Genomic DNA, 19,104 nt, shown 5'->3' on the forward strand with positions numbered 1-19,104 from the left:
GGCCCGGATCGGGCCGGGCGTCAGAAGTCCAGGCTGAGGCGGACGCAGGCCTTTTCGAGACGGCTCTTCAGCGTCGCGAGCTTGGTGGTGAATTCGGTGAGTTCGGCCTCGTCGAATTCCTGGAAGACGAATTCCCTGATGGTCTTGTACTGCTCGTTGAGGCTCGTCAGGTGCTTCTGCGTCTTGTCGGTCAGGGACAGCCGGACCACCCTGGCGTCGGTCGGCGAGGGGCGGCGGCGCAACAGGCCCTTCTTTTCGAGCAGCTTGGACTGGGTGGTGACGAAGGACGGATCGACGTGGAGGAGCTTGGACACGACGTTGACCGGGATGCCGTCGTCCTTGTCGAGGTCGGAGATGGCCATCAGGATCAGCCATTGCGGCCCGCTGATGCCGAGCGTCCTCGCCCAGAACTGACGCAGCTCCTCGAGATACAGGTTGATCGACGATATCTCCCAGGTGAATCGCCTGATGATATCCAGGTTGCCGATGGTGCGCAGGCGCGCCCCCTCTTTCCTCGTCGCGGACACAGCGTCACTCCGTGAACCGGTTGTTCAGATCAGTGTTCGTGGAATGTCATAGTCCACGCAAGCCTGCTCTGACGCAAGTGCAGAGCAGTGTAATTTTGTCACCAAAACCACAAAGATGACCAGCTCAGCAGATTTGCCCGGCCCGGGTGTTGCGGCCGGGGCACAGGTTTAGTGAAACCAGTAACATTAGCTAATAAACTATTTTGATTAGCGGAACAGCGCAGGCATATTGATCGCGACGGTGGGGGGTACTCGATCGTCCCGTTACAGGTGGTTCGCTCACGTCCCTCGCCTCGAAAGCGGGTGTGTCCGAAAGCGCAAAGCGGCCGAGCGGATTTGAGAGAGACGGGGATCTGGGGGGCCTCACGGTCCGGTCTCCGCAAAATGAGCAACTTGGAGGTTTTAAATGAAAGTGGTGAAGAGCCTTTTGCTCGGCACTGCGGCGGGTCTGATCGCCGTCGGTGGAGCCCAGGCGGCCGATCTTCCGGTCAAGGCCAAGGCGGTCGAGTACGTCAAGATCTGCTCGCTGTACGGCGCGGGCTTCTACTACATCCCGGGCAGCGACACCTGCATCAAGCTGGGCGGCTACCTGCGCGCCGAAGTGGCGCTCAACGCCGGCGGCAACTACAGTGCCCAGTACAACGGCGTGTTCGCGGCCAACAACCGCCTGACCAACTACTACTCGATGCGCGCTCGTGAGGATCTCAACATCGACACGCGCACCGCGACCGAGTACGGCGTCGTCCGCACCTATTTCGACGCGGTCTTCACCTGGACGACCGGCAACTATGTCGGCACTGGCTCTGGCACGGGCGCGACCGCCTACAGTGCCACGACGGCCGGCACGTCCAACCTCAACCCGACTGACGGCGGCATCTCGGGCGGTTCGCTCGGCGTCTACTACGCCTTCATCCAGTTCGCCGGCTTCACCCTGGGCAAGTCGGTGTCGCAGTTCGACGCGCCCTGGATCAACTATCCCGGCAACAACTTCGACCAGCTCGTCGGCGGCAGCGGCACCACCAACGGCGTCCCCCAGATCAGCTACACGGCCGATTTCGGCCAGGGCGTGACGGCGACGTTCTCGGTGCAGGATCAGACGCAGATCTTCCAGACCAACATCTGGAACACCGCGGGCATGACGACCACGGGCGTTCTCGGCGGCGCCTACGGTTCGAGCGATTTCGGCGGCACTCGTTCCCCCGACATCGTCGGCGCGGTCCGCGTCGACCAGGCCTGGGGCCTGTTCCAGGCGTCGGTCGCTGCGCACGACAACCATACCGGCTATTACGGTGCGACCGAAGTCACCGGTCATCCCGAAGACAAGTGGGGCTGGGCGGTTCAGCTCGCTCTGTCGATCAAGAACATTCCGACCGGCGCCGGCGACGTGATCAACGTCTCGGGCGTCTACACCGAAGGCGCGAGCCGCTACAACTTCCAGGAGCTGGCCGCGACCAGCTACTCGATGTTCGGCAGCTCGAACGCCGCCTACCAGAGCATCGGCTTCGCCGGCGTCTCTGACGCGGTGTTCGGCCCGGGCGGCCAGCTCGAGCTGACCAAGACCTACGGCTTCCGTGGTGCCTACACCCACAACTGGAGCCCGTACTGGAATACGGCGCTCTACGGCGCGTGGGCTGCGGTCAACTACAACAGCGCAGCGAAGGGCCTGATCTGCGGCAGCGCCGCGTTCGCGACCCTGACCGGCACCTGCAATCCGGACTTCAACATCGGCCAGGTGGGCGTCATCACCCGCTGGACGCCGGTGAAGAACCTGACCTTCTCGGCCGACTTCGTCTACAGCCATCTCGACCAGAAGTATTCGGGCGTGATCACGACCCCAGCGCTGACGAGCGTCGCCAAGCCGGCTGCGACCTACGAGCTGAAGGACCAGGACACCTACAGCCTCCTGCTGCGCGCCCAGCGCAACTGGTAAGCTCCGAAGGTTTCGAACTTGATGAAGCCCCGGCGGGAAAACCGCCGGGGCTTTTTCGCAAGGAAGGGCATTCGGAAAATCGGCCTTTGCGGAGGACGAAGACGAGCCATGCGATTCGACCGGCTCAAACTTATTTACTTACCTGAGTTACTAAGCTATATATCGGCCAGCCAAATACGAAAGTTGCGGCTCTTAGCTTCACGCTAAGCCTCCAGAAACCTCCGGTGATGCCCCGCCGGAGGTTTTTTGTTTTCTGGAGCACGGCGCGGCATCAGCCGCGCATCACGCGAGCGCGCGTGTTCGGCCGGTAGGCGAGGCGGCTGTGACCGGCGCAATAGGGCTGGCCGTCCGGAGCCGTGTTGCCGCAGAAGCAGAAATCGTCTTCGCCCGGCGTCGAGATCGGCCATCGGCAGCGGTTCTCGGACAGCTCCAGCAGAGAGCAGCGATTGGCCTCGTCGATGGGGCCTGCGGCCGCGGGGCCATCGCTCTCGCCATAGATCGTGGCGAGCATCTCGTATTGCAGCCGCGGTACGGCCTTGCGCCCCCGCGACGGCGACAGTCCTTTGTCCTGGACCTTGCGGTCGTCGATGGTCCGGCCGCGCGTCAGATTGAGCCGCGACAGCTTGCCGATCACGGCGTTGCGGCTGACGCCGATGTCGGCGGCGATCTCGCGACAGGAGAGGCCGGCATCGAAGTGCTGCTTCAGGAGTTCGATTCGTTCGTCGGTCCAGGTGGGTGAGAGAACAGGCATTTGTCGGCGGTCCCAGGTTGCAGATGTCGGCCATCCGCTGTCGCGAGATCCGTCCGCATCACGTCCTGGCGCGCGCTCACGTCCTGCCATTGTCGCGGATCGACAGAAGCCCGTCCTTGATGGCGAGACGGATGCCTTCCTCGATCAATGTCCGTGCGACGCCGGGAACGCTGGTGCCGTGGGTGCCCTGTCTCACCAGTTTCTCCAGATAGGCGATGGTCGAGAGCGCCAAGGTAACGGGAATGCGGTCAGTCTCGGCTTTTTCGGTGGCCATGGCCGAACGCTAGCCTCTTACTCGGGTACATAAAAGTAACGATTAAGACTCTATTTAGGTTCGGGGGTGGAAGTCAAATCGGCCCGCGGTCAGCAGCTTATCTCTTTGAAATGTCTTAAAAATTTTGACGCGACGCGGCGCGCCGCGGGAAGACGCGCGGCGGTTCGCTGTCGATAGGTCCGGGAACGGGTGGGGCGGCTCAGCCGTGCACGATCGCCTTTTCGATCATGCAATGGATGCCCTTGGCGCCATTGACGGTCTGGGTCACCCGAAGATCGGCGGCCAGGCTGCACAGCGTGTAGGCGTCCTCGCGCGACAGGTTTCGCGTCTCGCCGAGCAGCGCGATCATGTCGCGCAGCGCGCGCACCACGCACTGGTCGAGGTCGGGGTCCATGGCCATGGTCATGTAGTGCGTCGCCGTCTCGGCGCGGGGGTAGTCGAGCCTGAGGTCCTTGCGCAGCGTCAGGCGGAAGCGGCCCTGGAGCGCGGTCTCGATCGCGGTGACGCAGACTTCTCCGTCGCCCTGCACGCCATGGCCGTCGCCGCAGGAGAACATCGCGCCTGGAACGAACACCGGCAGATACAACGTCGCGCCGGCGCCGAGCTCCTTGTTGTCGAGATTGCCGCCCATCGCGCGCGGGATCAGCGAGGAGATGCGGCCCCAGGCCGGCGGCGGCGAAACGCCCATCACGCCGAAGAACGGCTTGAGAGGCAGGTCGAGGCCCCACGGCATGCGGCCGGTCATCCGCGACCGGTCGAGCGGGATGTTGAGGATGCGCGTCTCGTGGAAATCGTCGGGCAGGGTCCCGGACAGCGGCTTGATCATGTTCCAGCCCCAATCCTGCCGGAGCTGGACATCGAGGATCTCGACCGCGAGCACGTCGCCGGGCTCGGCCCCCTCGACCGCGACCGGACCGGTGAGGATGTGGCCGGGCAGCATGCGCTCGTTCTTCGCATGAACCTCGTGCATCTCGGGCGGAATGTGAAATTTGTCCCGGTCGGGCAGCATGTCGGGGCCGCCGCTGATGGTGTCGACCGTCACCTCGTCGCCGCTGGCGATGGTGAGGACAGGCTGAAGCGCGGCTTCGAAGAAGCCCCAATGGCAGGTTTCGGGGCTGGAATGCAGGTGATGATGGGTCATTTGCCGCGTCCGCTCGGTTTCATCGGCCGCGGGCTTGACCCAACGATCGATCCTCTTTCAAGAAGATTTCTGAAGATGGCGGGGCCGGTCAAGCCCTGCACAGACAGGCACGATGATTTCAGCGAGGCTCCCCTGTTTTTTGTTCTTTCCAAGACCCTCGGCGTCGCGCTGCTCCCGATCAATCTTCTGGTCGAGCTCGGGATCCTGTCCGTCGTGCTGATGGCGACGCGCTTTGCCGCGCTCGGCCGCAGGCTCGCGGTGATCACGCTGGTGGTGCTGGGGCTCGCTGCGTTCTCGCCGCTCGGCAATCTCCTGATCTATCCGCTGGAGTCGCGCTTTCCGGCGTGGGATCCGTCGCGCGGCGCGCCCGACGGCATCATCGTGCTCGGCGGGTCCGTCGACACCGATCTGTCGGCGGCGCACCGCACGCCCGTCGTCGCGCACGCGGCCGATCGTCTGTTCGCGCCGGCCGAGCTCGCGCGGCGCTATCCGAACGCACGTATCGTCTTCACCGGAGGCTCGGCGAACCTGGTTTCGACCGAGGCGAAGGAGGCCGACTACTCTGCGCCGATCCTGGAGAATCTCGGCATACCGAAGCAGCGCCTGATCCTCGAACGCGACTCCCGCAACACCTGGGAGAATGCGATCTTCACCAAGAAATTGGTGTCGCCAAAGCCGGGCGAGCGCTGGCTCCTGGTCACGTCGGCCTTCCACATGCCGCGCTCGATGGGGATCTTCCGCAAGGCTGGATTTGACGTCGAGGCCTACCCCGTGGACTGGCGGATGGGGGGACGAGACGATCTGTTTTCCTTCACCAATGTCGGAGCGGACGGGCTGGGCCGAACCGAAGTCGCCGTCCGCGAGTGGATCGGCCTCGTGGTCTATCGTCTGATGGGCCGGACCGGCGAGTTGCTTCCGGGACCGGGCAAGGACTAGAACGAGGGTCGCAAAACAACAACACACGGCGCGATCGCCGGCCGGGAGGGACCGCCATGCAGGAGCAGAGCGCAGAGAGGATCGATCTTGCCGGCCTCGTCGCCGACCTCAACAGCCTGCTGCGGCTGAAGACGACGGTGATCGGCATGAAGCTGTTCGCAACGGCCGCGGAGATGGAGGCGATCCCGAAGATCCGGCGTCCGAACGCAATCCACACCACCGATCAGATCGTCAGCATGGCCGCGCGCCTCGGATGGACCGTCGGCATCACCGCCGACGACCTCGTCGGCGCGCAATGCCGCGCGGTGATCGGCCTTGCGCCGCAGGACGAGAAATGGCTCGCCGGCGAAAACTATGTCGGGGTCTGGCACGGTACCGCAGAGGATGCGCGCAGGCGTCAGGAGGCGCTGGATGTGGTTCCGTTCGGGCAATATCAGGCGCTCGCCGTCAGTCCGCTCGCGAGCGGACGGCTCGATCCGCCCGACATCTGCCTGGTCTATGCGACGCCCGGGCAGATGATCATCCTGATCAACGGGCTGCAATATACCGGCTACAGGAAGTTCGAATGGGGCGTGGTCGGCGAGACCGCATGCGCGGATTCCTGGGGGCGGGCGCTCAAGACCGGGGAGCCCAGCCTGTCCTTGCCATGCTATGCCGAACGGCGCTATGGCGGCGTGCCGGACGAGGAGATGCTGATGGCCTTGAAGCCGTCGCATCTCGCCAAGGCAGTCGAAGGCATGAAGGCGCTGGCCAGGAACGGCCTGCGCTATCCGATCCCGCCCTATGGCATTCAAAGCGACGTCCGTGCCGGCATGGGCGTGAGTTACGCGAAGAAGTAAAGGCCGACCATGAGCTCTGCGAAATTCGACATCGTCGTCTACGGCGCGACCGGCTTTACCGGCCAGCTCGTCGCCGAATATCTGACGGCGCACTACAAGGACGACAAGTCCCTGAAATGGGCGATGGCGGGCCGCAGCCTCGACAAGCTGAAATCGGTGCGCGACGCGATCGGTGCGCCCGCGGATACGCCGTTGATCGTGGCGGATGCGTCGGATGCGGCGTCGCTGAAGGCGATGGTGGTGCAGACCAAGTCGGTGATCACGACGGTGGGGCCGTATCAGTTCTATGGCGAGGATCTGTTAACTGCCTGCGTCGCTGCGGGCGTGGATTATTTCGATCTCTGCGGCGAGCCGGTCTGGATGCGGCAGATGATCGACAAGTACGAGGCGGCGGCCAAGGCGAGCGGCGCGCGCATCGTGTTCTCCTGCGGCTACGACTCCGTGCCGTTCGAGCTCGGCACGTTCTTCGTGCAGGAAGAGGCCAGGCGCGTGTTCGGTGCGCCGGCCGCGCGCGTGAAGGGCCGTGTGCGCGACATGCGCGGCACGCTGTCAGGCGGCACCGCGGCGAGTGCCAAAGCGACTTTCGATGCGGTCGCCAAGGATCTCAGCCTCGTCGCCATTCTCAACGATCATTTTGCGCTGACGCCTGGTTTCACCGGCCCGAAGCAGCCCAAGGGCAACAGGGCGGCTTACGAGGAGGACCTGCAATCCTGGGCAGCGCCGTTCATGATGGCGCTGATCAACACCCGCAACGTCCATCGTTCCAACATGCTGATGGGCTTTCCCTACGGCAAGGACTTCGTCTACGACGAGATGGTCCTGACCGGTCCCGGCGAGGAGGGCGAGGCCAACGCCAAGCGCGTGATGGCGGTCAACGCCGAGAAGACCGGCCCGAACGCGCCGAAGCCGGGCGAGGGCCCGTCGAAGGAAGAGCGCGAGAACGGCTTGTTCGATCTGCTCTACGTCGCGATCGCACCGGACGGACGCCAGGTCCGCGCCGGCGTCACCGGCGACCGCGATCCCGGCTACGGCTCGACCTCCAAGATGATCTCCGAATGCGCGATCTGCCTGCTGCGCGATGCGACGGATGTTCCGGGCGGCTTCTGGACGCCGGGCGCAGCGATGCAGCACAAACTGATCAAGCGGCTGCAGGACAATGCGGGGCTGACGTTCAGGGTGGAGAAGTAGGCGCAGTCGCGCGCCACACCTGCGCTGTCATCGCCCGGCTTTGACCGGGCGATCCAGTATTCCAGGGACCGGCGTTGGAGAGCTCACTCTTGCCACATCCGCCGCGACGTACTGGACGCCCCGGTCAAGCCGAGGCATGACAGCGTCAGTTGCCGCTACACCGTCCGCGCGTCATACGCGTACATGAACTCCATGCTCTTCGAGCCCAGCGGCAGCAGCCATTTCATCATCTGATTGCGCATCCACGCGCCGGTGGCGCTGAACTCGCGCTTGCTGTTGCCGTTGCGACGCGCCATCGCGACGATCTTCTCGGTACGCGGACGGCGCTCGGCCTCGAAGGCCTGGAAGGTGGCGCCTAGCTCCTGGCCCTCCTGCATCAGCCGCGCGAGGCGCATCGCATCTTCGAGCGCCAGCGAGGCGCCCTGGCCGGCATGGGGACTGGTCGCGTGCGCGGCATCGCCGATCAGCAGCGAGCGCTTGCGCGACCAGGTCGGCAACGTGGCGACGTCGAGCGTGTCGCTGACGACGATGTTCTCGGCGGCTTCGATGATGGCGGGGATCGGATCGTGCCAGTTGCGGTGGAATTCGCGCAGATGCTGCTTCAGCGTCGCTTGGTCGCGCGCGCGGAAGCTCGCGGCGTCCATGCTGTGCGCAGGCTGCGTGCTCCACCACATCACGCCGTCCGCGGGATCGGGGCTGCAATGTCCGTAGCCAAAGAAGCCGCTCTGGCCGAACGTGGTCTCGACGTGCTGGCCGATCGATCTGCCGTCGAGCACGGCATGCGGCACGAAGCCGGCAAAGCCGATCAGACCGGTATTGAATGGCTGCGGGCCGTCCGGGATCACCTGGCGGCGCACGACGGAGTGCACGCCGTCGGCGCCGATCAGGAAGTCGCCTTCGGCCGTGGTGCCGTCGGCGAAATAGGCGATGATCGGCTGGTCACCGCGGTCCTCGATCTTGATCAGGCGCTTCTCGAAATAGAGCGAGACGCAGGCGCACCAGGCCTTGTCGATCAGGATCTCGTTCAGCGCGGCGCGTGAGACGTTGACGGCCGGCTGGCCGAAGCGCCGGGCCATGTCGCGGTTGATCGAGCCGAGCTTCTCGCCGTCCTGCGAATAGAAGTCGAAGGCTTCCGCGACCGAGCCGCGGCTGATCAATTCGTTCGCAAGCCCGATCTCGTCCAAGACATGCATGCCGTTCGGCGCGATCTGAAGGCCGCCGCCGATGCCTTTCGCATAAGGCCAGGCCTCGTAGATCGCGGACTCTATGCCGGCGCGGCGCAGCAGGATCGCGACGACGGGCCCGGCGATGCCGGCGCCGATGATCAGGGCCTTGCGGGGACGGTGCGACATGGCTTGCTCCCGACGTTTGCGTGGTGCTAGGAGAAATTACGGCCACTAAATCTCTTAGTGGCTAAGATATATATTGACTAAGAGATGAGGTGGGCCTTGTCAAGGACGAAGGCGCGCGCTGCGCTGCTGCAGGAGCTCGAGGACGCCATGCGCAGGTCCTCCGCGCAGGGCGTGCTCTACGGGCAGACCGTTGCCAACGTTGCCGGAATTGCCAATTCCGATCTCGAATGCATGGACATCCTGTATCTCGAAGGCCGCGTCACCGCAGGGAGGCTCGCCGAGGTCACGGGCCTCACGACCGGCGCCATCACCGGCGTGGTCGACCGGCTCGAAAAGGCCGGGCTGGTGCGCCGTGAGCGCGACGAGAAAGACCGCCGCAAGGTGTTCATTTCCGTCGTGCCGGAGAAGGCCATGAAGATCGGTGAGCTCTATGTGCCGATGCAGCAGGCGATGGAGAAGGTTTTCGGCGCCTATTCGGAGGAGGAACTGCGCTTGCTGCTGCGCTTCGCCAATGAGGGCTACAAGGGCGTGCTGGCGGCAACCGAGGCGCTGAAGGGGCTGCTCGATACGCCGCCGGAAAAGCGTCCCGCTCTCAAGCTGAAGGCGCCTCGTCGTCAGCCTTGATCTTGTAGGCCTGCGCGGCCGCGATCATGCCCCACATCGCGCCCAGCATCATCCAGAAGTGCCGCCAGTGATCGGTGTCGATCACGAAGCTCTCGCCGACGGTGCCGAGGAAGGCGGAGAACACCGCGAGATAGGCGCGCTGCCAGGGCACACGGATGAAGATGTGCCGGAAGCCCATGATGACGGTGGTGAAGACCAGCGCGGGATAGCACACGCCGGAAAGCCAGCCGCCGGACATGAAGGCGTTCAGGTAGGAGTTGTGGGTGTCCTCTGGGAAGAAGCGGTGGAATTGCAGGGGGCCGATCCCGAACGGCAGGTCGAGCGCCATCTCCGCGCCGAGGATGTGTCGGCCGAACCGGCCGAAGCGGCCTTCGTCATAGCTCTGATCGAAGCTCGCGCGCTGCTTGAACATCTCGGCGGTGGAATCGAACGACAGCAGCACCGCGATCAGCGCGAGGCCCAGCACCGCGGCGACGATCGCCAAGACGATGATGCGCGAGCGCTGCGCATTGGTTCGGCTGGTCAGCACCATTAGCGCCAGCATGAAGGCGGAGGTCAGCACCAATCCGCCCCAGGCGGCGCGGGAGAAGGCGAGCAGGATCGCCAGCGACATGATACCGAAAGCGATGACGTTGCGGGACGCCTTGCCGAACTTGTCTGAGACCACGCTTTGGAGCGCGAACAGCGCCGGCAGGATCAGGAAGGCGCCGAGCACGTTGGGGTCCTTGAACGTGCCGCGCGCGCGTCCGTAGAGCGTCAGGAGGTCGTTGCCGCCGGGCACGAGGTGGAAGTAGCCGGCGACCGCCAGGAGCGAGGCCACCATCGCGCCGACCACGAGCCCGCGGCGGAGCATGTCGAGCCGGGCCGCCGTGTCTTCCGAAATGACCATCGCGAAGAACACCACGGTCACCGCCATGTACCAGGAGGTCGCGATCCAGGTCACCACCTCGGGCTTATCGAATAGCGGGATCGCGCTGATGGTGTAGCCCACATTGAGCAGAACCAGCAGCGCTACCAGCGGCATCAGCGCGAGCCGCAGGCGCAGGCCGGTGGCGAAGAAGGTGACGGTCGCGAGCAGCGTCGCGATCTCGTAGGGGCTCGGTTCGATGAAGACGATCGCGCCGGAGGCGCCGACCAGCCACACCAGCGCGCGCTGCAGCGCAAGCACGCCGGGCGCAGCCGGTGCGGCCAATTTCACTTCACCGGCTGTCGCCGCATACGCCATTACACGCTCACGCTACTCGTACGCTACAAACACAGCTGTCATCGCCCGGCTTGACCGGGCGATCCAGTACTCTGCGGCGCCTATCGTGAAGAACGGCTGGCGCCGCGGCGTACTGGATGCCCCGCCCCAGTGCGCAATTGCAAGGCGGGGGCATGACCGGGAAACTCAATTCAATACGCGTTCTCGTTCTTGGTCAGCAGCGAGATCGGCGTCTTCAGGAGGATGTAGAGGTCGAACAGCACCGACCAGTTCTCGATGTAATAGAGGTCGAACTCGACGCGCTTCTGGATCTTCTCTTCATTGTCGATCTCGCCGCGCCAGCCGTTGATCTGGGCCCAGCCGGTAATGCCTGGCTTGACGCGGTGGCGGGCGAAATAGCCGTCGACGGCTTCGTCGAACAGACGGCTTTGGAGCTTGCCCTGCACCGCATGCGGCCGCGGGCCGACCAGCGAGAGATTGCCTGAAAACACCACGTTGAAGAGCTGCGGCAGCTCGTCGAGGCTGGTCTTACGGATGAAGCGGCCGACGCGGGTGACGCGCGGATCGTTCTTGGTCACGACCTTCGATGCGGTCGGGTCGGCCTGATGATGGTACATCGAGCGGAATTTGTAGACGTCGATGCGCTCGTTGTTGAAGCCGAAGCGCTTCTGGCGGAACAACACCGGGCCGGGGCTGTCGAGCTTCACCGCCAGCGCCACCAGTCCCATCACCGGCAGCGCTGCGAGCAGCGCGAGGCTGCCGACGAGGCGGTCGAACAGCCACTTCATCACCAGATCCCAGTCGGTGATCGGCGCCTCGAACACGTCCAGTGTCGGCACCTCGCCGAGATAGGAATAGGAGCGGGGACGGAAACGCAGCTTGTTGGTGTGCGCGGACAGGCGAATGTCGACCGGCAGCACCCAGAGCTTCTTCAGCATCTCCAGGATGCGCGTTTCCGCCGAGATCGGCAGCGCGAACAGCACGAGGTCGACGCGGGTGCGGCGGGCGAACTCGACGATGTCGTCGACCTTGCCGAGCTTGCGCGCGCCGGCGCAGGTGTCGAGCGCGCGGCTGTCGTTGCGGTCGTCGAACACGCCGAGCACGTGGATGTCGGAGTCTTCCTGCGCCTTCAGCGCCTCGACCAGCTGCTCGCCGTTGCTGTCGGAGCCGACGATGATGGTGCGGCGGTCGAGCCGGCCCTGGCGCGCCCAGCGACGCACCAGCGCGCGCAGCGCCAGGCGCTCGGCCATCAGCGCGGCAAGTCCGAGGAAGTAGAAGGCGGCAAGCCACAGCCGCGAGATTTCGCTGCCGTACTTGGCGAAAAAGGAGATGCCGATGAACAGCAGGAAAACGAAGGACCAGGACGAGATCATCCGCGTCATCTGCCGCAGCTGACCACGGAACAGCTGCACCTGGTAGATATCGGCGGCCTGGAAGCAGACCACGGCAGCGACCGCGACGGCGACGACCTCGACGGGATAGATCCAGCTGAAGGCGCCGGAGAGCGGCATGACATAGCCGACATAGAGCGCAATGCCGACGAGGCTCAGCAGCACGAAGTCGGCCAGACGGACGAAACCGGCGATCACGACCGGCGAATAGGCGCGGGCGACCTTCTGGTTGACCACGTCGAGCGCGGCAGGCGAGAGCCGGCGACGGCGCTCCACGAAGGACTGGTCAGCCGGTTTTGCCGCGGCACTGGTCGCGGCATCGAGCATCGAGCGTGCGTTGAGCGGTTCCACGGGTGTCCACGTCCATTCCAAAGCCCGCGGCACGGTCTTGCGCGCCCCGGGCAGGCATCCCCTGGCGCCTCGATTATCGAACAAATCGGAAGATTTTCTAAAGCGAGCTTAAGGATGGTTAATGATTGGCAAATGCGTCGCGATAGCCGGCGAGCACGCCCTCGACCATCGCGGCTTGCGAGAAATGTGCCGAGATGCGCTCGCGCAAGGACGTCGCGCGCTGTGCGGTCGTTTGCGGATCGTCCAGCGCCGCGGCGATCGCCTCCGCCATGGCCTCGGGATTGCTCGGTGCAAACAAAGCGGGGCTGTCGGAGCCGAAGATCTCGGGAATGCCGCCGATGCGGGACGCGATCATCGGAATACCGGCGGCACCCGCCTCGATCACCACGTAAGGCATGGAATCGCCGCGCGAGGGGACGATCAGCAGCCGCCCCTTGGAGAAGCCGTAGCGCGGCTTGACGTGGCCGATGAAGCGGATGGCGTCGGAGAGTCCCAGCCTCTCGACCTGCGCTTTCAACGCCGCCGTTTCCTCGCCGTCGCCGCCGAGCGTCAGCGTGACCTTCCTGCCGCCCGCATGCAGCTGCGCCACGGCATCGACCAGCAGATCCGCGCCCTTGATGTGCCTGAACTCGCCGACATAAGCGAGGTCGGTGGCATCGTCGGCCGTCACGACAGGCTCGAACTCCTCGGGAGTGACGCCATTGAAGACGCAGCGCACCACGCCCTTGGGCGTGCCGACGATGCGTTGATAGGTGTCGCGGGCAAATGCGCTCTCGAACAGGAACAGGTCGGTCGAATCCATCAGCGCGCGCTCGAGCCGTGCGTAGAACTCGCCCTTTAGGGTGTTGAGGGGATAGTGCAGCGAACCGCCATGCGGGGTGTAGATGCGGATGGTGTCGTCGGAGCGCCGCCGCATGCGGATGAAGGCGCCGGCCTTGGCGCCATGGCCGTGCATCACGTCGGGCTTGAGCGTGGCGATCAGGCGCCGCATGCGAAGCCATACCATGACATCGTCGGGCGACGGCTCGCGGCGGATCGCGAGCCGGTGCACGCCGAGCTTCAGCCTAGGCGCGAGCTCGGCGAGCGCCTTGTCGGCGCGCTCCCCTCCGGTGAGGCTGTCGGCGAGAATGCCGACATGATGGCCGCGGTCGACCTGGCCGTTGGCGACGTCGAGGATGTGGCGGAAGATGCCTCCGACCGGAGCACGCACGGCGTGCAGGATGCGAAGTGGCCGGTCGGGAGAGGAGGACATGATCGAAACCAGATCGACGGCGACTGCCGAACAATTCTCGCGAAATAATCGTGAGGGATTAAGGGCCCTCGTGGTTAACAAACGGTGACGAGCGCACGCGGGTCGGCCGCCGGCCGCCGCGATTAACCCAGCGGCAACCTTAATGGAGTGTAATCGCCCCGGTTGAGGTAGAGTCGCAGCGTTGCCCTGCGGGAGTGTTCGATGCGTTTAGCGTTCTGGCGTGACAGCAAGGCCAAGGCGGTGATCGAGCGGGCAGTCTCGAAGTCCAGACCCAAGCCTGCGCCCAAGGTCGAGCCCAAGGTCGAGCCCAAGATCGAAGCCGAGGTTGAAGCAGGCGCTGCGCCGGTTACCACGAAGCCGGCCCAAGTCGAATCCGGCGACATCGACCTGCGCGCGCTTGGAGCGGCATTGGCGCGCAAGCGCAGCTGGATCATCGTGCCGACGATGCTGGCGCTCGTTGCGTCCCTCGCTGTCGTCAATCTCGTCACGCCGCGCTACAAGTCTGAAGCCCGCATCCTGATCGACGGCCGCGAGAACGTGTTCCTGCGCCCGAACAGCGACCGCACCGAGGAGCGGCAGGCGCTCGACGCCGAGGCCGTCACCAGCCAGGTGCAGCTGGTGTTGTCGCGCGACCTCGCGCGGGAGATCATCAGAAAGAACAAGCTCGCGGAACGCCCCGAATTCGACCCGGTGCTGCAAGGCGTCTCGCCTCTGAAATCGCTTGCCGCGCTCATCGGTATCGCCCGCGATCCGTTCTCGATGACGCCGGAAGAGCGCGTGCTCGATGCCTATTACGAACGCCTCCAGGCCTACGCGGTCGACAAGTCGCGCGTGATCGTGATCGAATTCCAGTCCGCCGATCCCGAGCTTGCCGCCCGCGTCGCCAATTCGATCGCCGACGGCTATCTCGTGCTCCAGCAGGGCGTGCGCCAGGAGCAGGCCAAGAACGCCAGCCAGTGGCTGGCCGGCGAGATCGAGAGCCTGCGCAAGAAGGTCTCGGAGGCCGAGGCGAGGGTCGAGGACTTCCGTTCCAAGTCGAGCCTGTTCGTCGGGACCAACAACACCACGCTGTCGAACCAGCAGATGGGCGAGGTGAACACCCAGCTCAACAATGCGCGCTCGATGAAGGCGGATGCGGAATCCAAGGCGCGGCTGATCAAGGAGATGCTCCAGACCGGCAAGCCGATCGAGGCATCCGAGGTCGTGAACTCCGAATTGATGCGCCGGCTGTCGGAGCAGAGGGTGACCCTGCGCGCGCAGCTCGCCGAACAGTCATCCACGCTGCTCGGCAATCATCCGCGGATCAAGGAGCTGAAGGCGCAGCTCGGCGATCTCGACAATCAAATCCGCGACGAAGCGGCCAAGATCTCGCGCTCGCTCGAAAACGACGCCCGGATCGCCAGCGGCCGGGTCGATGGCCTGACCGTGAGCCTCGAGCAGCTCAAGAAGCAGGCGGCCTCGACCAACGGCCAGGATGTCCAGCTCCGCGCCCTGGAGCGCGAAGCCAAGGCGCAGCGCGACCTGCTCGAGACCTATCTGGCCAAGTACCGCGAAGCCAATACCCGCGAAACCATCGATACCGCGCCGACGGACGGCCGCATCATCTCGCGCGCCATGGTCTCGAACACGCCGGCCTATCCGAAGAAGCTGCCGATCGTGCTGATCGCGACCATCGCGACGCTGCTGCTGTCGTCCGGTGTCGTCGTCACCGGTGAACTCTTGCGCCAGACTGCGCCGCGTGCGGCAGCCGTGTTCACGCCGGCGGCGGTTCGGCGGGAGCCGGCGGTGGCTCGGCAAGAATTGGTGGTGGAGCCAGTCGTCGCACCCGTCACCGAAGAGCCGGCGCCGCTTCAGCCGGAGATCACGGCCGACGCCGGTGTGACGGAGTTCGCCGAGATCGAGCACCTCGCCGACCGCCTGCGTGCCGCGGGCGCGGCCGCGAAGAAGGTCACGGTGCTCGGCACCGCGCCCGGCGCCGCCATCACGCTGTCGACGTTGACGCTCGCCCGGCGCCTGGCGCGCGATGCCCGCGTCGTCGTGGTCGATCTCGCCGCGTCCTCGCCGATCATTGCCGCGGTCTCCGTCGATGCGTCGGCGCCGGGCCTCGCCGAGCTGATGCAGGGTGAGGCCTCGTTCGCCCAGATCATCACCCGCGACAAGCTCTCGCGTCTGCATCTGGTCATGGCCGGTCGTCCCGGCTTCGACCGCAGCCTGCTGCAATCGCCGCGCGTGGCGCTCGCGATCGACGCGCTGCTGCGCGCCTACGACCACGTGCTCATCGATGCCGGCAGCGCCTCCGATCTTCCGGCCGAACTGCTGACGGCGCATGCCCGCGCCGTCGTGGTGCCCGATGCGTCGATGGCCGCTGATGCCCGCACGCTGATGTGCGAGCAGCTGAGGGAGGTCGGCTTCAGCGAGGTGACGATGCTGAGCAAGCCGGTGCAGCCGTCGGATGCGATGGAAGCGCCGCGCGTCGTGGCGGCGTGATCTCTCTTGCGATCTCCTCTTGTGGGAGAGGGTGTCTCGCCGCGTAGCGGCGAGACGGGTGAGTGGTATCTTCCACGAGTCGGGAATCGTAGGGTGGGCAAAGGCGCACTTGCGCCGTGCCCACCACACTCCAGCGGTTTTCGACAGACGTGGTGGGCACGCTTCGCTTTGCCCACCCTACGATATCTGTGTTCGCGGAGAGAACCCCTCATCCGGCGCTTCGCGCCACCTTCTCCCGCAAGGGGAGAAGGGAAGCCAGCTCGCGAGTTCTTTACCCGAACGCCTGCCGCAGCCGTCGGGCCATGTCGAACAGCATCTGGTTCTGCTTCACCAGCCGCTTGCCGTGGCTGAGCGAGGACATCGCCATCGCCGCGAGCTTGCCGCGGGAGGTCAGGGGCACGAAGCTGTCGAAAATGTCCTCGTCGTCCTTGCAGAACATTCGCTTGTACTCGTCCGAGCCGATGCCGAGGTCGAGCGAGCGGTAGCCGAATTCGGCACAGCGATCGATGATGTAGCGCATCAGGATCAGGCCCGGGCTGTAGCGGGCGTGCTCGGACATCGTGTAGGTGTTGAACATCATCGAGAAGCGCTCGCCGTCGGCGACGCCGGCGAAGATCGCGATCACCTCCTCGTCGCATTCCAGCGCATGGATGTCGATGACGCGGCCTTCACTGCGCGGCGCAAGGCAGGCGCTGCGGACGAACTGTTCGACGCCGGGCTCGGCGAAGACGTTCGGGAGCTTCTGCTCCGCCATCCGCACCGGCTTGACGCGGAAGAACCAGTCGAGCAGCCGGGTGATGTCCGCGTCCGACGTGGCCAGGTGATAGCGGTAGCCGGCGAGCGACTGAAGCTTCTTTTCCTTGCTCTTGAGACGGCGACGAAGCGAATTGCTGATCCGCGATGCCGGCGGGCCGCCGGGCTCCATCACCAGCCGGGGACAGCCGTTGATCGCGCTCTGTCGCGGCAGTAGCGCAAACGGGTTCTGCTGGTCATGCCAGCGCTGCGGCTGCTGCGTCAGCACGAGCACGTCGAGATGCTCTCGCAGCGGCGCAAGCAGTGCGTCGAGATCGGCGACGGCGGCCTGTGCCGCGAACTCGGCATTCCACAGGGCCATGTTGAAGGTCGTATGCTTGCCGCCCATGAAGCAAGCCGTGCGCACGCCGTGGCTTTGGCGTTGCGAGAGCGGCAGCAGCAGCAGCGGGTGGCGCTCGGCGTCGCGGGCGATCACGATGAACGGCCGGGCGCCTTCATGGGTGCCCACCAGGCGTTGCCACGGGCTGAGCAGGTCGAAGCGTTGGTAGGGCGTGAAGAGATGGCCGTTCGCCTCGAAGGCACGCCAGATCGCCTCGGCCTCGGCGAGATCGGTGACGATATCGACCTGCGCGATACGGCTCGCTTTCGACCGCGCTGGCGCTTCTGCCGTCCGGCTTTGCATCGCCGCAGCCATGGTCATTCGCGAAACCTGTCGAGAAATCCAGAATACGTATTTCGGCCTGTGGCCGACCTTTGCAAACAAAGGTCAACAAAGGGTAATGACGATGGGAGAGGGGAACGGGCGCCGGCGAGCGCGAAGGGCGGGAATTTGGCATCCGACGACAGATGGCTGGAACGGCTGCGCCTTGAACTGGCCTGGTTCACTGGCCGGGCCATGCTGCACAGTCGCGGTGCCGGCGTCATCCTGCGCTTTGCGCATGTGCGCCCGCGGCGGCGAGGATTTCAGCCGCTGCGCGCCAACGAGATCACGCCGCAATTCCTCGATCGCGCCATCCGCGCGCTGAAGCGGTGGAGGTACGATTTCCTCGGCATGGACGAGGTCTGCCGGCGCGCCGTGACGCTGCCGGAGAAGCGTCGTTTCGTGGCGCTGACCTTCGATGGTGCGCCCAAGGACCTCATCAGCTTCGCCTATCCGGTGCTGAGGCGCCATGCCGTACCTTTCACGATCTATGTGCCCACCGCCTTTCCCGACGGCGTCGGCGAAGCCTGGTGGCTCGGTCTCGAACAGGTGATCGCGCGCGAGAGCCGGCTCAGCCTGATGATGGGCGACAGGGAGCAACGTTTCACCGTCACCGACAATGCCGGGAAGCAGGCACTGTTTTCGTATCTCGAGAGCTGGCTGCGCTCGTTGCCGCCCGCGGAGCTGTCGGCCGCGATTGCCGATCTCTGCACGCGCTACAGGATCGATCTCGCCGCGCTCTCGCGCGAGGCGTCGATGGATTGGGAAGACCTGGCGCAGCTGGCAGCCGATCCGCTCGTGACGGTCGGCAGCGCGACCGTCGACTATCCCGTTCTCGCCAACATGAAGGATGCCGCCGCGCTGCGCGAGATGGCGATGGGCAAGGCCGTCGCGGAAGCGGCTTTTGGCCGCGAGATCAGGCATTTCGCTTTCCCGTTCGGCGATCGCTCTTCGTTTCGGCGCAGCCACGTCGTGATGGCGGAGGAGGCCGGATTTGCCAGCGCGGTGTCGACGATCCCGGGTATCGTGGACGCGGAGGGCCGCACCAATCTGCGCGCGCTGCCGCGGATTTCCTGGGACGGACGAGTGCGTTCGCTGCGGATGCTGCGCGTGCTGGCGTCGGGTGTCGCCTTTGCGCCGGTGAAACCGACGGGCAGCGTGATGGGCCAGACTTAACGCGTGGACTTGACGCGGTCGGGCCGCTGCATCCAGCTCACGATCGGCATCGCCGGCAGCACCCAGCCCATGCCGATCACGACATAGTAGATCGCCTGCCGCCAGCCGGACTCGGCGATCCACGGCATCTGCGCGGCCGCCATGCCAAGCAGGGACCAGACCGTGGCCAGCACCAGGAGCAGGATGGCGCCGAGGAACTTGCGGGTGCGGATCGTCATGGCGGGAGCT

17 protein-coding genes are annotated in these 19,104 nt (G+C 65.0%); 7 read left to right on the forward strand and 10 right to left on the reverse strand.

Annotated elements, in window-relative coordinates; genetic code table 11:
- Positions 1 to 20: 20 nt before the first annotated feature.
- Positions 21 to 527: a MarR family winged helix-turn-helix transcriptional regulator gene (locus XH96_RS18145; protein WP_194393655.1), complete on the reverse strand. Its 507-nt coding sequence runs from the start codon at positions 525 to 527 to the stop codon at positions 21 to 23.
- Between the two features lie 406 nt (positions 528 to 933).
- On the opposite strand from XH96_RS18145, the gene XH96_RS18150 reads away from it, so the two are divergent.
- Positions 934 to 2,457 (forward strand): porin, encoded by a 1,524-nt coding sequence (locus XH96_RS18150; RefSeq protein WP_194393656.1) that lies wholly within the window; start codon positions 934 to 936, stop codon positions 2,455 to 2,457.
- Positions 2,458 to 2,728: 271 nt separating this feature from the next.
- On the opposite strand, the gene XH96_RS18155 is transcribed toward XH96_RS18150, so the two are convergent.
- From XH96_RS18155 to XH96_RS18165, 3 genes are all read right to left on the reverse strand, one after another.
- Positions 2,729 to 3,208 carry a GcrA family cell cycle regulator gene (locus XH96_RS18155; RefSeq protein ID WP_194393657.1) on the reverse strand — a complete coding sequence of 160 codons (480 nt, stop codon included), beginning with the start codon at positions 3,206 to 3,208 and terminating at the stop codon, positions 2,729 to 2,731.
- A gap of 76 nt (positions 3,209 to 3,284) precedes the next feature.
- On the reverse strand, positions 3,285 to 3,482 hold the full coding sequence (locus tag XH96_RS18160) for a hypothetical protein (protein WP_024341172.1): 198 nt from the start codon (positions 3,480 to 3,482) through the stop codon (positions 3,285 to 3,287).
- Positions 3,483 to 3,681: 199 nt separating this feature from the next.
- On the reverse strand, positions 3,682 to 4,623 hold the full coding sequence (locus XH96_RS18165; RefSeq protein WP_194393658.1) for an acetamidase/formamidase family protein: 942 nt from the start codon (positions 4,621 to 4,623) through the stop codon (positions 3,682 to 3,684).
- Between the two features lie 168 nt (positions 4,624 to 4,791).
- Between XH96_RS18165 and XH96_RS18170 the strand changes: the two genes are divergently transcribed.
- From XH96_RS18170 to XH96_RS18180, 3 genes are read left to right on the forward strand one after another with little or no spacing between them, the layout of a single operon-like run.
- Entirely contained in the window at positions 4,792 to 5,559 is a 768-nt protein-coding gene (locus XH96_RS18170; RefSeq protein ID WP_194394170.1) for a YdcF family protein, read from the forward strand.
- Between the two features lie 56 nt (positions 5,560 to 5,615).
- The gene (locus tag XH96_RS18175) at positions 5,616 to 6,398 is read left to right on the forward strand and encodes a DUF169 domain-containing protein (RefSeq protein WP_194393659.1); all 783 of its coding nucleotides are present in this window, start codon (positions 5,616 to 5,618) and stop codon (positions 6,396 to 6,398) included.
- Between the two features lie 9 nt (positions 6,399 to 6,407).
- Positions 6,408 to 7,586, forward strand: a complete 1,179-nt coding sequence (locus XH96_RS18180) for a trans-acting enoyl reductase family protein (RefSeq protein WP_194393660.1) — start codon at positions 6,408 to 6,410, stop codon at positions 7,584 to 7,586.
- Between the two features lie 155 nt (positions 7,587 to 7,741).
- Here XH96_RS18180 and XH96_RS18185 read toward each other — a convergent pair whose 3' ends face one another.
- Positions 7,742 to 8,938 (reverse strand): FAD-dependent monooxygenase, encoded by a 1,197-nt coding sequence (locus XH96_RS18185; RefSeq protein ID WP_194393661.1) that lies wholly within the window; start codon positions 8,936 to 8,938, stop codon positions 7,742 to 7,744.
- 147 nt (positions 8,939 to 9,085) lie between these two features.
- Between XH96_RS18185 and XH96_RS18190 the strand changes: the two genes are divergently transcribed.
- Positions 9,086 to 9,562, forward strand: coding sequence for a MarR family winged helix-turn-helix transcriptional regulator (locus XH96_RS18190; protein WP_194394171.1), 477 nt, complete (start codon positions 9,086 to 9,088; stop codon positions 9,560 to 9,562).
- On the opposite strand, the gene XH96_RS18195 is transcribed toward XH96_RS18190, so the two are convergent.
- The 3 genes from XH96_RS18195 to XH96_RS18205 form a co-directional block, all read right to left on the reverse strand.
- Entirely contained in the window at positions 9,531 to 10,787 is a 1,257-nt protein-coding gene (locus XH96_RS18195) for an O-antigen ligase (RefSeq protein WP_194393662.1), read from the reverse strand. The two genes, XH96_RS18190 and XH96_RS18195, sit on opposite strands and share 32 nt — an antisense overlap.
- A gap of 170 nt (positions 10,788 to 10,957) precedes the next feature.
- Positions 10,958 to 12,508, reverse strand: a complete 1,551-nt coding sequence (locus XH96_RS18200; RefSeq protein ID WP_194393663.1) for an undecaprenyl-phosphate glucose phosphotransferase — start codon at positions 12,506 to 12,508, stop codon at positions 10,958 to 10,960.
- A gap of 118 nt (positions 12,509 to 12,626) precedes the next feature.
- Positions 12,627 to 13,760, reverse strand: coding sequence for a glycosyltransferase family 4 protein (locus XH96_RS18205; protein WP_194393664.1), 1,134 nt, complete (start codon positions 13,758 to 13,760; stop codon positions 12,627 to 12,629).
- A gap of 201 nt (positions 13,761 to 13,961) precedes the next feature.
- Between XH96_RS18205 and XH96_RS18210 the strand changes: the two genes are divergently transcribed.
- Entirely contained in the window at positions 13,962 to 16,247 is a 2,286-nt protein-coding gene (locus XH96_RS18210) for an exopolysaccharide transport family protein (RefSeq protein WP_194393665.1), read from the forward strand.
- 271 nt (positions 16,248 to 16,518) lie between these two features.
- Here the strand turns inward: XH96_RS18210 and XH96_RS18215 are convergent, their stop codons facing one another.
- Positions 16,519 to 17,700 (reverse strand): GNAT family N-acetyltransferase, encoded by a 1,182-nt coding sequence (locus tag XH96_RS18215; RefSeq protein WP_194393666.1) that lies wholly within the window; start codon positions 17,698 to 17,700, stop codon positions 16,519 to 16,521.
- 129 nt (positions 17,701 to 17,829) lie between these two features.
- Here XH96_RS18215 and XH96_RS18220 point away from each other — a divergent pair, with 129 nt between their 5' ends.
- Positions 17,830 to 18,876 (forward strand): polysaccharide deacetylase family protein, encoded by a 1,047-nt coding sequence (locus XH96_RS18220; protein WP_194393667.1) that lies wholly within the window; start codon positions 17,830 to 17,832, stop codon positions 18,874 to 18,876.
- On the opposite strand, the gene XH96_RS18225 is transcribed toward XH96_RS18220, so the two are convergent.
- Positions 18,873 to 19,094 (reverse strand): DUF2842 domain-containing protein, encoded by a 222-nt coding sequence (locus XH96_RS18225; protein WP_194393668.1) that lies wholly within the window; start codon positions 19,092 to 19,094, stop codon positions 18,873 to 18,875. The two genes, XH96_RS18220 and XH96_RS18225, sit on opposite strands and share 4 nt — an antisense overlap.
- Positions 19,095 to 19,104: the final 10 nt, after the last annotated feature.

Source organism: Bradyrhizobium sp. CCBAU 51765 (genome assembly GCF_015291725.1).
Classification (GTDB): domain Bacteria; phylum Pseudomonadota; class Alphaproteobacteria; order Rhizobiales; family Xanthobacteraceae; genus Bradyrhizobium; species Bradyrhizobium liaoningense.